Origin of the sequence: Pelagibius sp., assembly GCF_965249265.1 — a bacterium.
GTDB lineage: Bacteria > Pseudomonadota > Alphaproteobacteria > Kiloniellales > Kiloniellaceae > Pelagibius.
Window position 1 is genome coordinate 90,573 of sequence record NZ_OZ252224.1, and the last position, 14,486, is coordinate 105,058.

The 14,486-nt window shown below is 64.8% G+C and carries 12 protein-coding genes and 1 tRNA gene; 4 read left to right on the plus strand and 9 right to left on the minus strand.

Annotated elements, in window-relative coordinates:
- Positions 1 to 14 precede the first annotated feature (14 nt).
- From ACP146_RS00440 to ACP146_RS00450, 3 genes are all read right to left on the minus strand, one after another.
- The gene (locus ACP146_RS00440; protein ID WP_422364790.1) at positions 15 to 1,568 is read right to left on the minus strand and encodes an alpha/beta hydrolase; all 1,554 of its coding nucleotides are present in this window, start codon (positions 1,566 to 1,568) and stop codon (positions 15 to 17) included.
- A gap of 97 nt (positions 1,569 to 1,665) precedes the next feature.
- The gene (locus tag ACP146_RS00445) at positions 1,666 to 3,249 is read right to left on the minus strand and encodes an alpha/beta fold hydrolase (RefSeq protein ID WP_422364791.1); all 1,584 of its coding nucleotides are present in this window, start codon (positions 3,247 to 3,249) and stop codon (positions 1,666 to 1,668) included.
- Positions 3,246 to 4,250 (minus strand): hypothetical protein, encoded by a 1,005-nt coding sequence (locus ACP146_RS00450; RefSeq protein WP_422364792.1) that lies wholly within the window; start codon positions 4,248 to 4,250, stop codon positions 3,246 to 3,248. The genes ACP146_RS00445 and ACP146_RS00450 overlap by 4 nt, the downstream gene beginning before the upstream one ends.
- A gap of 266 nt (positions 4,251 to 4,516) precedes the next feature.
- Between ACP146_RS00450 and ACP146_RS00455 the strand changes: the two genes are divergently transcribed.
- Positions 4,517 to 4,606: transfer RNA gene (locus tag ACP146_RS00455), tRNA-Ser, on the plus strand.
- Positions 4,607 to 4,695: 89 nt separating this feature from the next.
- On the opposite strand, the gene ACP146_RS00460 is transcribed toward ACP146_RS00455, so the two are convergent.
- Positions 4,696 to 5,148 carry a nuclear transport factor 2 family protein gene (locus tag ACP146_RS00460; protein ID WP_422364793.1) on the minus strand — a complete coding sequence of 151 codons (453 nt, stop codon included), beginning with the start codon at positions 5,146 to 5,148 and terminating at the stop codon, positions 4,696 to 4,698.
- Between the two features lie 192 nt (positions 5,149 to 5,340).
- Here ACP146_RS00460 and ACP146_RS00465 point away from each other — a divergent pair, with 192 nt between their 5' ends.
- On the plus strand, positions 5,341 to 5,952 hold the full coding sequence (locus ACP146_RS00465) for a TetR-like C-terminal domain-containing protein (RefSeq protein WP_422364794.1): 612 nt from the start codon (positions 5,341 to 5,343) through the stop codon (positions 5,950 to 5,952).
- Between the two features lie 256 nt (positions 5,953 to 6,208).
- On the opposite strand, the gene ACP146_RS00470 is transcribed toward ACP146_RS00465, so the two are convergent.
- The 5 genes from ACP146_RS00470 to ACP146_RS00490 all read right to left on the minus strand — a co-directional run bounded on the left by ACP146_RS00470 (position 6,209) and on the right by ACP146_RS00490 (position 12,453).
- Positions 6,209 to 7,066, minus strand: coding sequence for a FadR/GntR family transcriptional regulator (locus ACP146_RS00470; RefSeq protein WP_422364795.1), 858 nt, complete (start codon positions 7,064 to 7,066; stop codon positions 6,209 to 6,211).
- A complete protein-coding gene (locus tag ACP146_RS00475; RefSeq protein ID WP_422364796.1) occupies positions 7,038 to 8,015 on the minus strand; it encodes an ABC transporter ATP-binding protein in 978 nt (325 codons plus the stop codon). Before ACP146_RS00475 ends, ACP146_RS00470 begins: the two co-directional genes overlap by 29 nt.
- Positions 7,985 to 9,856, minus strand: a complete 1,872-nt coding sequence (locus ACP146_RS00480; RefSeq protein WP_422364797.1) for a dipeptide/oligopeptide/nickel ABC transporter permease/ATP-binding protein — start codon at positions 9,854 to 9,856, stop codon at positions 7,985 to 7,987. Before ACP146_RS00480 ends, ACP146_RS00475 begins: the two co-directional genes overlap by 31 nt.
- Positions 9,857 to 9,866: 10 nt before the next feature.
- Positions 9,867 to 10,814: an ABC transporter permease gene (locus ACP146_RS00485; protein ID WP_422364798.1), complete on the minus strand. Its 948-nt coding sequence runs from the start codon at positions 10,812 to 10,814 to the stop codon at positions 9,867 to 9,869.
- A gap of 76 nt (positions 10,815 to 10,890) precedes the next feature.
- Entirely contained in the window at positions 10,891 to 12,453 is a 1,563-nt protein-coding gene (locus ACP146_RS00490; RefSeq protein ID WP_422364799.1) for an ABC transporter substrate-binding protein, read from the minus strand.
- Positions 12,454 to 12,582: 129 nt separating this feature from the next.
- Here ACP146_RS00490 and ACP146_RS00495 point away from each other — a divergent pair, with 129 nt between their 5' ends.
- Together ACP146_RS00495 and ACP146_RS00500 are read left to right on the plus strand one after the other, a co-directional pair.
- Complete coding sequence (locus tag ACP146_RS00495; RefSeq protein ID WP_422364800.1) at positions 12,583 to 13,248, plus strand: DUF1028 domain-containing protein; 666 nt, start codon at positions 12,583 to 12,585, stop codon at positions 13,246 to 13,248.
- Entirely contained in the window at positions 13,242 to 14,480 is a 1,239-nt protein-coding gene (locus ACP146_RS00500; protein WP_422364801.1) for an allantoate amidohydrolase, read from the plus strand. Before ACP146_RS00495 ends, ACP146_RS00500 begins: the two co-directional genes overlap by 7 nt.
- The last annotated feature ends 6 nt before the right edge of the window (positions 14,481 to 14,486 follow it).

Consider the following 14,486-nt stretch of genomic DNA (forward strand, 5'->3'; position numbering starts at 1 on the left):
TTTCCGTAGGGCGTTCAGGGCGAGCCCGGGTTCACCAGCACGCCGCGACTGCAGCGTCCTGCGGAGGGCCGTTTCAGGTGTTCCAGGAATTGCGCCGTCAACCGCCAGGCGCAGGGGCTTTGGACCAGCACCCCGTGGCCAAGCTCGGCAAAGGTGAAAACATGGCCGTTCGCCAGGGTCTCCGCCGCCTGCTGCGCCAGAACCGGCGGGGTCAGGGGATCGAAGCGGCCGGCCAGCAGAAGGGCGGGGACGGCGCTGACCACCGGGGTGTTTTCGACCGCGTCGGCGGCGCCGGCGGGCCAGTGGCTGCAGAGATAGTTGGGCCAGTGGTCTTCGATCATGTAGCCGAGGTCGCCTGCCTCCCCGGCGGCCTCGGCAATGGCCTCGGGGCTCTGGAAGGGAGCCTCATCGTGGCAGACATGGGAGAGGTAGACGGCCCAGGAAATGCTGCTGTCATAATCCGTGGAGAGGCGCAGCGTCTCGCGCAGCCGCGCCTTCAGGATCACATAACGCCGCGTCGTGATGTCATGGAGCAGCGCAGGCACCAGAAGCGCAGCCTCCGGGTCCATAACGGCGTCGAGCAGCAACAGGTCGAAGAACCGGTGGTCCAGGGTTACAACGTGGCCGTCGGTCTCGTCACCATCGTAAGCGGCCAGTTCCTCAGCATCCAGGAAGTCCGCGAGCTCGAAAATAAGGGGCCGTTCCGCCATCTGCGCGCGCGCCTGGTTGTAGAGATTCCTCTGGTCCCGGTAACTTCCGGCGCAGTCCGTGTCGGGCGGGCAGTCTTTCAATACCCAGTTCAGGGCGTCGCGGTAAAAGTCGGCCACCTTCAGCCCTTCGGCCGATTGAGGCGCGACCACCGAATCCAGAATAACCGCACGGACCCCCTCCGGCCGATAGCGGAGCACGCTGAGGGCGATGCGGGTGCCATAGGAAATGCCGTAGAGCGTCCAGCTCTCGATGCCGAGCGCCTGGCGCAGTTCGGCGATGTCGGCGGCGCTTTCACGGCTGTTGTAGGCCGTGAGGTCGACGCCCTCCGCGAGCAGCCTTCGGCTGCAGGCCGCCGCGGCCCGGATCGACAGCGCGCGGACGTCCGGCGGTTCCGCTGTGGGCGCATGGGCGCCGAGGCTGAGGGCCGCGGTTTTCAACTCCGGGCAGTCGAAGTCCGCCGCGCTGCGGCCGGTGCCGCGCTGGCCCAGGAGGATAAGGTCGTGCCCCGGCGGGAAGACCTTGCGCATTTCGATCCAGCTGTCGATTTCGACCTGATCGTCCAGATAGGCGCGGCCGCCCGGGCCGCCGTCGAGATAAAGGATGGGTTCGCGGCGGACGTCGCCCTGCGCCGCCTTCAGGATCACCACCGGCAGGCGGATGGTCCGGCTTTCCGCCCTTTGCCGGTTCTCCGGCACCACCATGTAGCCGCAGCGCGCCGCGCCGATGTTGCGGGTGCTGAACCAGCAATCACGCTCGTGAAAGCCCGGCGCAGCGGGCAGCCGCTGATCCTGATAGAGATAGAGGGCGCCGGCGGTGGCCAACACTCCCGCCGCCAGCCCGAGGATCGCCCACCTCAAAGCGGGATCTCCGTCACCGTGGTAACCGGACCGCCGGCCTCAAGGCCCTCTGCGCGAGACACGCCCGGCACCCTATAGCCGCTAAGCGCCAAGGCCCCTAGTCCTTTTCCGGTGTTACCAGTTCCCATGCCCAGCAGAGGCCCTCCGGTCGTCGGTTCGGGTCTGCCAGGAATTCCGCTACCAACCTTTCGGCGCAGTCGTCATCGTAGAGTACATGATGGCTCAACTCCGTATGTTCAAAGGCGTAGCCGTTTGAGAGATGAACGGCTGCGGCCCGGGCCAGAGCCGGCGGAGTCAGGGGATCATAGCGGCCCGCAAGCAACAGGGCCGGCACTGCGCTCTTCACCGGCGTGTTCTCTTGCGGGCCCGCGTTTCCGGCTGGCCAAACCTCGCAGAGGAAACTGGTTTGGCCTTCGGTGATGAAGTGACCCAACGGCCCGGCGGCTTTGACAGCTGCAGCAATTGCCGCCGGATCCTCGAAAGGTACTTCGTCGTGGCAGACATGCGACAGGTAGACGGCTTTGGCAATGTTACTCCTTGAGGAGACGAGTATCGAATCGCGCAGGCGTGTCCTCAGCACGATCTGGCGACCTTCCGCTGTTTCACGGAGGAGCACCGGGATCAACGCCCGCGTTTCTTTGGTCAAGAGGGCATCGAGCAGCAGGTTATTGAACAGTTCCGCGTCGATCGTGATGACCGAGTTCTTGTCTTCGGCGATCTGCCGGGGCGAGTAGCTGATTTTTCTGTCGCCGACAGTGAATACCCGGTCGTCTGCGCCGAACAGTTCCAGCATGGTAAAGGAAGGAGGCTTTGTCGTCAGTTGCTCTATGGCAAGGAGGTAGGCCGCCTCCAGATCACCGTTCTGGCGTACGCAACCTTCGTCCGCGGCGCAGTCAGCGAACACTCTTTGCAGCGCTCCACGCACGTTGGCCGCCGCATCGACGTTCCAGCTGGCTTCCGGAGGGAACACCGAATCGAGGATAACGCTGCGGATTCCTTCGGGATGATAACGCAGGGTGCTGAGGGCGAGGCGAGATCCGTAGGAGACGCCATACAGCGTCCATGCCTCAATGTCCAAGGCCAGTCGCAATTCGGCGATATCGGCGGCGCTCTGACGGCTGTTGTAAGCGGTGAGATCGATCCCGTCATCGATAAGGCGCTCACTACAGTCAACCGCGGCCTTGATGGATAAAGCCCTGATGTTTGCGGTTGGTTCCGCAGGCGATTGAGGGCCCTGTTTCGTCTCGATACCGCGCAGCTCGGGGCAGTCGAAGTCCGGTTCATTAAGGCCCGTGCCGCGTTGTCCCATGATCACGAGGGGATGACCCTGGGGAAAAGATCGTCGCAGCGACCACCAGCCTTCTATGTCCTCCGCCTCGCCGATTTGCGCAGCGCCGCCAGGTCCGCCGGTGAGATAGAGAATCGGCTCCCGCTCCGGTACGTGTTTTCCGGCGGCGAAGACAATGACCGGTAGGCGAATGTAGCGGGACTCCGGGTCATCTCGATTCTCGGTCACGACCATGATCCCGCAGCGCGCCTCGCCGACGATTGTGCTTTCAAACCAACAATCGCGGTCATGGAACCCCGGCTGCCTCAACTGCCATTCGAGCCAGCCCTGCCGTCCCAGAACAAGGACTGCAATAAAGACGGCGGCAACAAGAAAGAGTTTTCCAGCACTCACGCGTGTATCGAGCTCATCAGGTCGGTTACCGCAGTGGCCGGACCGCTGGCCTCGAAGCCCTGGGCGACGAGCCGGCCGCCGTTGCCGGCTTCGGCATAGACCGCCAGGCGGGTGGTCTCGTTCAGCACCGGTGGCTTCAGCCAGCTCAGGTCCGGCCCGGCGGTGGCGGCTTGCTCGCGCATCAGCCGGGCGCGGCCTTCGGAGTCGGTGCCGCGCGGGCGGGCGCGGGGCATGGGCCCAAGCCAGTGGTTGGCCGCCACCTGCGGGCCGTCGTGGATCTCGGCGTGGTCTTCCAGCCGCTCGATCACCGTCTGATCCTCCGCGCCGGGCCCGGCCAGGGAGAAGATCGCCGGCATGGCGATGGGCTCTTCGCTCAGCAGTTTGCGGGCTTCGGCGAAATCGCGGGCTTCTTCGAAGACCCGGCGCAGCAGATGGCCCGGCGGCAGGGACCGGCTGCGCCAGAGGCCGAGCCGGTCGAGGCTCCAGTCGATGATCTTGGAGGGGCTGCGCCGGCGCAGGGGCGCCTGGTTGAAGGCGGCGGCAAAGCGCCCGGGCGCTAGGCCCTGAATGGAGCCGGTGAAGCCCGGCCAGGTCAGGTTGATCCAGTCCCCTGCGGGCCCAAGCTGGCGCAGGGCCAGGATCTGGGCGCCGAGGCCGTCGAAGGGCCAGTCCAGCACCCGGGTCAGGCGGCTGCCGCCGCCGGGCGCCGGCCCGACGCTGCAGGTGCAGGACCACTCATAGCTGAGGTTCAGGAAAAAGGCACCGGGGCGGCCCAGGGCCTGGGCCACGGTCTCGATCTCGTCCAGATAAGGGTTGTCCGCTTTCTCCAGCCAGCGCCGGGAAATCCGGTCGCCCAGCGCAATTGCCGCCTCCGGATAGCTGCGCTCGGCCGCCTTGATCAGGGCGTCCAGGCGCCCGCGCTCGGTCGCTATCACCCCGGCGATGTCCCCTGCTTCGCGCAGCGGGATGATGGGCAGGGTATCGCTTGCAGGCTGGGTCATGGCCGCCCTTGGCTGGTTTTTTGGAAGAGAACTATAGCAATGGGAGGGAGTCGGAGGGAAACCCGGGGCGGTTCACTAAACCCGCTGCCCGTCTGGCCCCGTCCGGGAGTCCTGACCCCTGGGAACCGGGCGCCCGACAAGCGTATTGCTTAAAATCGCCCCCGACCTTCGGCCCGGGCTTGCAGGGCCCCCGGCCCCTGGGCTAGTAAAGGCGCGCCGTTCGCGGCGGCCCCGCTGCTTGCGGTGCAAGGCCGCCGCGCCCTTGCGGAGGGATGCCGGAGTGGTTGAACGGGGCGGTCTCGAAAACCGTTGTGCGCGCAAGCGTACCGAGGGTTCGAATCCCTCTCCCTCCGCCATACCCCAAACAGATGCGACAGCCGACCGAGTGGGTTTCGAACCCACGCTGTCTTGTTAAACCGCGGCCACGGGCGTTGGGTTCTGCAGGTCAGGCCGCACTGCCCTTTACGACGTCAGGCATGCCATCGGCACCGCCCACAGCCGACAGGGCCACGACGGGGTTCCAGTAGTCACGGTAGTCGACGATCTTGCCGTTCCGGATCCGGATGACGTTGATGTATCTCTGATCATACGGCAGGCCGGTTTTCCGGCCGGTGCTGTTCCGCGCCTCGAATTCGAGGATCACGACCTCCGGATCGGTGGTTCGGTAGAGGGCGGTCTCAGCCAGCTCCTGAATGTCGTAATGTTCACGAACCACAGGCAGGTAGTTGGCAACGGCGGCGCGGCCCTTCAGGCAATTGGACCCAGCCGGCGCATAGGGTGCTTCGAAAACGACATCCTCGGCGCACATATCCGGGAAGCTGTCCGCCGGGTCGAGAAGGTCACTCAGGCTGTTTTGCAGCAATGTCGTCAGCGCAGGCAATGGATCGGTGTCAGGCATCGGAACGCTCCTTATCTTCATGGTGCTCTGAAGCGGAAGATAGGGAGCCTTCGTCGGAACGCAATCGTTCCGACGAAAAAAATCCGCAACGGCACTTTGATAAAACTTTCGAATTTGGCCCTGCCAGCCATTTCGGGTTTCTCTGGTGTGGATGGAACGCTAACGTGCCGACGTACGAAAAGCAGGATGCGGATGGAACACAAGACCGCCGATCAAGAGCCACGACGACTGTCCGGCGCAGCGCTGCAAAGACCTGAACTGACGCAAGCCCTCTATCGCGCCTTCTTCGACGAATGGGCCGAGCGGGGCTATGCTGCGCTTAGCCTCGAACGTGTCGCCAAGAAAGCAGGGGCAGGCAAAGCGGCGATCTACCGCCGCTGGCCGTCTAAGCGCGACTTTGCCAACGAGGCGATAAAAGACATCGCATTGGCCGTGACGCCCGTCCCCGATGAGGGCAGCCTTGAAGCAGATATCGCCGCCTTTCTGTGTTCGCTCCGAGCCGTCTTCCGTCACCCCACGGTGCGACGCATCCTGCCGGACCTTTTGGCCGAGCGGGCCCGGTCGGACGAGTTGGCGCCGTTGCTCGAGACGATCGCGATGGCGCGTCGCGGCCGGGCCGAGGTCTTGCTCGATCGGGCGATCGCCCGCGACGAACTTCCCGTCAACCTCGACCGCGCGCTCGCCCTGGATCTGCTTCCATCGCCGCTCTACTGGCGCATGGTCGTGAACCAGAGGCGGATATCCTTGGCCGAGTTGCGCCGGCAGGCCCATGTTCTTGCCGTGGCGCTGAAAGCCGCTGGATAGGGCGAAACGGCTCTGACGCCGCTCAGGTGATGCCGCCACGGGCGGCGACGGGAAACTTCTCGACGCTTCCGGCTTCCTCGCACGACATTGGGAAAACGCCTTCAAAGGCTGAGGGTGTTCTATTGTCTAACGTCAGGCTCAACACTGTCGAGACGGACTGCTCTCGACCTGGCTGCACCACTGCTTGCTTTGTGAATTCGTGATTACCCGGACTTTGACGTCAAAGTGGCGCTGCGATGATCCTGCCCGCAGTGCACTAGCTGTCCGTGTCGAGAAAGCCTTTCGCGATCTCGGCCTCGCGCTGCAGCATCATGCGCTGGGCGGCGCGCATGTGGACTTCCATGATGGCTCTGGCGGACTCGGCGTCGCGGGTTTCGAAGGCTTCGATGAGCTGTTCCTGATAGGAAACGCCACGCTCGCGCAGTTCCGGGTTGGGCTCGTCGTAGATGCGTTTGCAGACCGCGAGATCCTTCAGCAGCCGCACCAGAAAGCCGCAGAAGAAACCCAGCACCGGGTTCCGGGAGTAGCGGGACAGCACCGCGTGAAATTCAAGTTCGGCGACCCGCTGCAGCCGCTCTTCCTCGATGGAGGTCGGGGGCTTGGTATAGGCGCTCATGACCCCGCGCAGTTCGGCAATCTGGTCGTTGGTCACCCGTGGCGCCAGTTCCTGGACGAGCTGCGGTTCCAGAGCGATACGCAGTTCGTAGATATGGGCGATCGAAACGTCTTTGAAGAAGAAGTGATTGGCCAGCAGGGCCGAGGCGTGATCGGCGCTGACCTCGGTGATGAAGGCGCCGCCGCCGGGCCCGGTGCGGGTGCGGATCAGCCCCTGCGTTTCCATCACCTTCAGCGCCTCGCGGGCGGTGCCCTTGCTGACCTCCAGCCGTTCGATCAGCTGATGTTCCTGGGGCAGCCTGTCGCCGGGCTCCAGGCTCTGGGCGATGATCCAGTCCTTGATGGTTTCGGCGACGGCCAGCGGGCGGTTGCGGCCCTTGCTCGCACCGGCGGCTGCCGCTGCTCCAGGCCCGGCTCCCGGCCCGGCGCTCTTGCCGTTGGGAGAATCAGGTTCGGACTCGGTTGGGGCTTTAGTTGGGATGATGACAGGCTGCTTCATGATGCTCCGAGAATGCCTCCATTGCCGGGACTTTGTCACGACATAGCGCTGTCACTTTCGGACAGCGCGCCGCAAAGGCACAGCCGGGCGGCGGCCTCAGCGGGTCGGGCAGTTCCACGGCCTGGGACTCCGTGCGGCCCAGGTCACGCCCGACGATGGGGGCGCTGCGGGCCAGCAGGTCCGGGCGGGGTGCGGTGAAGATCGCTTCTGCACGGCCGACTTCCACCACCCGGCCGAAGTAGAGCACGGCGACACTGTCGCTTACCGCCTCGACCACGGCGAGGTCGTGGCTGATGAAGAGGTAGGTGAGATCCATGGCTTGGCGCAGGTCGGCCAGCAGGTTCAGCACCTGGGCCTGGACCGAGACGTCGAGGGCGGATACCGGCTCGTCGAGCACCAGGATCCTCGGGGCCGCCGCCAAGGCGCGGGCAATGCCGATCCGCTGGGCCTGGCCGCCGGAAAACTCGTGGGGATAGCGGCTGAGGAACTCGCGGCGCAGGTTTACCGCCTCGAACAGCTCGGCGATCCGCGCCTTGCGGCCGCTCTCGTCCATGCCGAGAAGATGGATCAGCGGCGCTTCCAGAATCTCACGGATCGTCTTGCGCGGGTTGAGCGACGATATCGGGTCCTGAAAGACGTATTGGATGAGGCGCCCGAAGGCTGCCGGGTCGCCCATCTGATCCGAGAGGTTCTTGCCTTCGATGGCGATCTCCCCCTCGGTCTGTTTCAGCAGCCCCACCAGCATACGGGCGAGGGTCGACTTGCCGCAGCCGGACTCCCCGACGATGCCCAGCGTCTCGCCTTTTTGAACCGAGAGACTGACATCGCGGACGGCATGAACCGCAGGCAGCGGTTTGCCGGTCAGGCTGCGGCCGCCGCCGAAGGTCTTGCGAAGGTTGCGGACTTCCAGTGCCGGGGTCATGCCGCCGCGCCCTCGGGCTGCAGGCATCTGACCGCCCGCGCCTCGCTGCCCTCAAGGGGGATATCGCCCTTCCGGCATTGCTCGCTCGCCTTGTCGCAACGCGGTGCAAAGGCGCAGCCGGCGGGAAGGTCGTCCACCGGCGGGGGCAGGCCGGGAATGGCGGACAAGGCCCGGCGGCCGCCGCCGAGTTCCGGCACGCAGGCAATCAGGCGCTTGGTGTAAGGATGACTGGGGTTCTCCAGGACCGCCTCGGTCGGCCCGGTTTCGACGATCCGCCCGGCATACATCACCGCGACCCGGTCGCAGAGCTGGGAGACGACGCCGAAGTCATGGGTGATGAAAACCATGGCCAGATTTCTTTCGCAGCGCAGGTCGTCGAGCAGGGCGAGCACCTGTGCCTGGACCGTGACGTCCAGCGCCGTCGTGGGCTCATCCAGAATGAGCAGTTCCGGATCGTTCACCAGGGCAAGGGCGATGCCGACGCGCTGGCGCATGCCCCCGGACAGTTCGTGCGGATAGGCCTTGGCGCGAAAGGCGGCATTGGGGATGCGCACCTGTTCCAGCAGCGAGACGGCATGATCCCAGGCCGCCTGTTTCGGCATCGGGCGGTGGCAGCGGATGGCCTCCACCATCTGGTCGCCGATCCGGTAAAGCGGATGCAGCGTCGCCAGGGGGTCCTGGAACACGTAGGCGACCTTCCCGCCGCGCAACCGCCGCAGGGCTTCGCCGTTCATGGAAAGGGTATCGGCGCCGTCGATGCGCACCGCACCGCCGGTAATCATCCCCGGCGGCGAGGCGACGAGGCCCAACAGCGACAGCGCGGTTACCGACTTGCCCGAACCGGACTCGCCGATGATGCCCAGGCACTCGCCGGCGCGCACCGCGAAGTCGACCCCGCCGACGGCGCGGTAAGCCCGGTTGCCGAGCCTGAATTCGGTGCGCAGGCCGTCGACCTTCAACAGAGCTTCCGCATCTTCCGTCTTCGCCGGGGTCTCGGCGCGCTCGACGCGCGTTGCCGCCGCGGGCCGTGAGAGTGCGCCGGAGCGCAGTCGCGGGTCGAGGGCGTCGCGGATGCCATCGCCCAGCAGGTTCACGCTCATGACGATGATGAAGATCATGACGCCGGGCACGATGGAGGCGTGTGGCGCGGTGATCAGCAGTTTGCGGCCTTCGCCCAGCATCGAGCCGAGGTCGGCTTGCGGCGGCTGCGAGCCCAGGCCCAGGAAAGAGAGGCCCGCGGTCTCCAGGATCATCCAGCCGATGGTTGTCGACATGGCAATGACGATGACCGGCAGAACGTTCGGCAGAATCTCCGACCTGATGATCTGCCAGTCATTCATGCCCGACAGGCGCGCTGCATCGACGTATTCGCGGTGCGCGAGGCTGACGGTTACGCCGCGGATGTTGCGTGCGAAGAAGGGGATGTTGACGATGGCGACGGCGTAGAGCGCGTTCAGCAGGCCCGGGCCCAGGACCGCGACAATGGCAAGCGCCAGCAGGATGTAGGGGAAGGCCATCAGCATATCGATGCCGCGCATGATCAGGCTGTCTGTGCGCCCGCCGAAGTATCCGGCAACGATCCCGATGGCCGATCCGATGACGGCGGCAATGACGGCCGCGGCTGCGCCGACCACGAGACTGAGCTGGGTGCCCCAGAGAAGCCGGGCAAGGAGATCGCGGCCCAGGTGATCGGTGCCGAGCGGCGCGCCCTCGGAGAAGGGCCGCTTCAGCCGGTTGGCCGGGTCGGTCAGATCCGGGTCGGCGATGGGCAGGAAGGGGACCAGCAGGGCCAGGAGAACGACCAGCAGCAGGACGATCCCGCCAAAGGCGGCAAGATGGTTCCGCGCGATGAGCTTGAGGGTGGTCATGCGCCTTCGCTCACGTTTTGACCCGCGGGTCGAGCCAGCTCTGCGCGAGATCGGCCAGAAGATTGAACAGCACATAACTGCCCGCGACGACGACCACGCCGCCCTGCACCAGCAGAATATCCCTTGTAGAGATCGCCTGGACCAGCATGCGGCCGACACCCGGCCACTGGAATACGGTCTCGATATAGACGGCGCCGCCGAGCACGAAGCCGGCCTGAATGCCGATCACCGGGATGACCGATACCAGGGCCGCCTTGAAGGCATGGCGGTAGAGGACACTTGATTCGGGGACGCCCTTGGCGCGGGCGGTGCGCACGAAATCCTGACGCAGCACTTCCAGCATGGCCGAGCGGGTCAGGCGGGCGATCACGCCGGTGGCGACGACCGAGAGGGTGACGGCGGGCAGGATCAGATGGCGCAGCAGGTCCGGCAGATCGCCGCCGCCGTAGATCGCAAACATGCCGCTTGCCGGCAGCACCCGCCATTGAACCGAGAACAGCAGGATCAGGAGCAGGCCGAGCCAGAAGGATGGCACGGAGATGCCGATGAGGACGACGAAGGTCAGGATCTTATCGGTCCAGCCGTACTGCCGGGCGGCGGTCCAGATGCCGATCAGCAGGCCCCAGACAGTGCAGAGCAGCAGGGCGGCGCCCGCCAGGATCAGGGTGGCGGAAAAGCGCTCCAGCACCTCGTCGAGAACCGGCCTGTTCAGGCTGTAGGAGCGCCCCAGATCGCCCTGGAGCAGGTTGCCGAGCCAGATGAAGTACTGCTCGAAAACAGACTTATCCAGGCCGAGACTGCGGTTCAGTTTCTCGACATTTTCCGGCGTGGCGTAGGAGCCGAGGATCGCGGTGGCGGGGTCGCCGGGAATCAGCGCCATGATGGCGAAGACGATGATGGTCAGGCCGATCAGGATCGGGACGATCGCCAGCAGGCGTTTCAGGACATAGAGGTGCATGGGTCACTCCCCGCAGGAGGAGGCTGCGGCGGCAGCCGGGAGGAAGGTCTCTCCCGGCTGCCGTTTGGTCCGCGTCCTAACCCTTCGTAACATCCTTTAGCAGGAGGAAGAAGGAAGGCTGAAGCTTGAAGCCGGAGACCTGTTCGGCGGTCGCGGCGTTCTGCTTCCAGTTGGCGATGAAGGCCCAGGGTGCATCTTCATAGACGATTTCCTGCATCTGCCGGTAAAGCGTCGCCCTTTCGGTCTGGTCAGTGGCGCTGCGCGCCGCTTCCAGAAGTTTGTCCACCTCGGGATTGGAGTAGTAGCCCGAGTTGAACCCACCCGCATCCGGCCAGGCCCCTGTCCGCAAGGCCAGGTAGGGCAGGGTATCCGGGTCGTTGGTCATCCAGGCCATCTGCGCCATGTCCGCCTTGCCTTCGAGACCCGGGTTCACCTTGCCGAGGAAGGTGTTCCATTCATAGGTTTCGATCTTCACTGAAAGCCCGATCTTCGCGAGGTCGGCCTGGATGGCGGTGCCCATGGGCACCGGGTCCAGCATGCCGGAGCCGCCTTCGGTGACGTAGAACACCAACTCGGCACCCTCGTGTCCCGCTTCCTTGAGCAGCGCCATGGCCTTTGCCGGGTCATAAGGATAGGGCTGGAGCGCTTCGTTGTAGGCCCAGGAGAAGGCCGGTGGGGTCGGGCCGGAGGCAACCTCTGCGGTTCCCTGCAGGATGTTTTCGACGAGAGTCTTCTTGTCGATGGCGTAGTTGATCGCCTGGCGGACCCGCTTGTCGGCGAAGGGGCCTTCTTTCGCGTTCAGGATCAGGAACCAGAGGTGCGGGCCTGCCTGCTCCAGCAGCGTAAAGCCGTTGCCGTCGAAAGAGGCGACGGAGTCCGGCGGGATCTCGACCATAACGTCGATGCCGCCCGAGAGCATCTCGGCGACGCGGGTGTTGGCGTCGGTGATGGGCCGGAAGACCACGGCCTCAAGCGCGGGCGCGCCGTCCCAGTAAGCCTCGTTGCGGGTGACCACGACCTTGGCGTTGGACTCCCACTCGGCGAACTTGAAGGGGCCGGTGCCGACCGGATTGCGCCCGAATTCCTTGCCGCTGGATTTCACGGCTTCCGGCGAAACAATGAGGCCGGTCGGATAAGCCAGGTTCGACAGGAAGGGGGCGTAAGGCGCGTTCAGCTTGAACTTGACGGTATCACCATCGACGGTCTCGACGTCTTCCACGGCCGAGAAGAAGAACGACAGCGGGAAGGGCCCGGTGTCGTGGAAGGGATGGGTCTCGTCGAGCATCCGGTCGAAGTTGAACTCGACCGCTTCGGCGTTGAAGGGGGTGCCGTCATGGAAGCTGACGTCGCCGCGCAGGTCGAAGGTGTATTCCGTTCCGTCTTCGCTGATCGTCCAACTCTCCGCCAGGGCCGGTTCGACCTCCAGCGTGCCGTCCTTATAGCGGACCAGCCCGTCGTAGACGTTCATCAGAATGCGGAAGTCGTTGACCGCCGTGACCGCAGCCGGGTCGAGGGACTTCGGCTCCGCGATCTGTCCGACGACCAGAACGCCGGGAGGCGTCTGGGCCATGGCCGCCTGCGCTGCGAACGCTACGGCGGCCAGGCTGAACCCGAGCCCGGATTTGTACAGATACCCCATGTTCGCCTCCTGGATATTCTTATTTGATAGACTCTATTTATCATAATAAATTTGCAGATACAAGTTTATCATGATAAATTCAGCAAGTCGGTGGAAAGACTGGCATTACCAACCAGGGGATCCGGGAAAGTGACCTTCTCTATTCTAGCAAGGGACGAGAAAAGCGGCGCCATAGGCTGCGCCGCCGCGACAGGGAACCTTGCGGTCGGCGCCTGGGTCTTGCGGGCTTCGGCCAAGGCGGGGGCCGTGGCGACCCAGGGCTTCAGCGTCAGCCCGCTCTGGGGCGACGACGCTTTGGTCCATCTGGGAAAAGGCGCCTCGGCGCGTGACACGGTGGACCGGCTTACCGCCGCCGACAGCGGCCGCGACTACCGCCAGCTCTCGGTTCTGGATTGCTCCGGCGGCGTCGCCGCCTGGACCGGCTCCGCAAACACCGACCATAAGGGCCAGATCGAAGGCCGCGGCTATGTGATCGCCGGCAACTGGCTGACCAGCGAAACGGTGCTCGGCGAGATGGACGCCGCGTTTCGGGGCAGCGTCGATGAGAATGCCGATTTCGGCCGGCGGCTTCTGGATACCCTCGCTGCCGGAATGGCGGCCGGGAGCGATTCCCGCGGCACGCTCTCGGCGGCCGTAAAGATCGTGCACCCGAAGCGGGCGCCGCTGGACCTGCGCGTCGATTATGACCAGGACCCCTTGGCGCGCCTGAACACGATCTATGACCTTGCGACCACCGAACCCTATACCTCTTGGACCAACGTCGTTCCGACTCTGGAGGACCCCCACCGATGTTGACACTTCCTGCCCTGCCCGCCGATACCGGGCTGAACCTGATGCAGCGCCTGGAAGAGATTGCGCAGTTTTCCGAAGGCGGGCCGGGCGTAACGCGGCGTCCCTTCACCGCAGAGCATCGCTGCGCCAACGAAATGATCGCAACATGGATGCGGCAGGCCGGCCTGGAGGTGCGCATCGATGCCGCAGGAACCCTGATCGGACGCCGACCGGGCCCACCGGGTGCCAAGACACTGCTGATCGGCTCTCACCAGGACACCATCCGCCAGGGCGGAAAATACGACGGTATCTTCGGCATCGCGCTGCCGATCCTGGTGCTTGAGATGCTGCGCGAGCGCAGCTTGCCTTACGCGGTCGAGGTTCTGGCTTTCGCCGATGAGGAGGGCGTCCGTTTTCCCACAGCTTTAATGGGGCCGCGTGTTCTGGCCGGCACCTTCGACAGCGCCAACCTGCAGAAGACCGACAAAGACGGTGAGATTCTCGCCGCGGCCTTGGCCGACTTCGGTGGCGACCCGGCGGGCATTGCGGCCGCCAGGCGGGATCCGGACGATCTTCTCGGATACCTGGAGATGCACATTGAGCAGGGACCCGTCCTCGAATCGCTCGGTCTGCCTGTCGGTATCGTCACGGCGATCTGCGGTATCGAGCGCTGGACGGTGGAACTGACCGGCCAGGCGGCCCACGCCGGCACGACGCCGATGGACCTGCGCCGGGATGCCTTTGCCGGGGCTGCGGAGATCGCTTTGGCGGTCGAATCCCATTGCCGCGAAACCGAGGGCCTGGTCGGGATCGTCGCCTCCGTCTCCGTGCTGCCGAACGTTCCCAACGCCATTCCCGGCAAGGCGACGTTCTCCGTCGAACTGCGTGCCTCGGAGGATTCCACCCGTGAAGACGCCGCCGCCGCGATCTCAGAGAAAGTCGAGGCCGTCAGTGCAAGGCGCGGGTTGGACTGCAATCTGACAAAGACCTATGCGCAGAAGGCCGTGCCCTGCGACCCCTGGCTCAGAGGCGCCTTGGCAAGATCCTTGGTGCAGAGCGGTTTCCGTCCGCACCGCTTGATGTCCGGCGCCACCCACGATGCTTCGGCCATGGCCGACCTCTGCCCGGTGGCCATGCTGTTCACAAGGTGCCGAGACGGCCTCAGTCATCATCCCGATGAAGCGATCACCGCCGAGGATGCCCAGGCTTCGGCGGTCTGTCTCGCGAGCTTTCTCCAGATGCTGGACCCGGACTGATCCTGC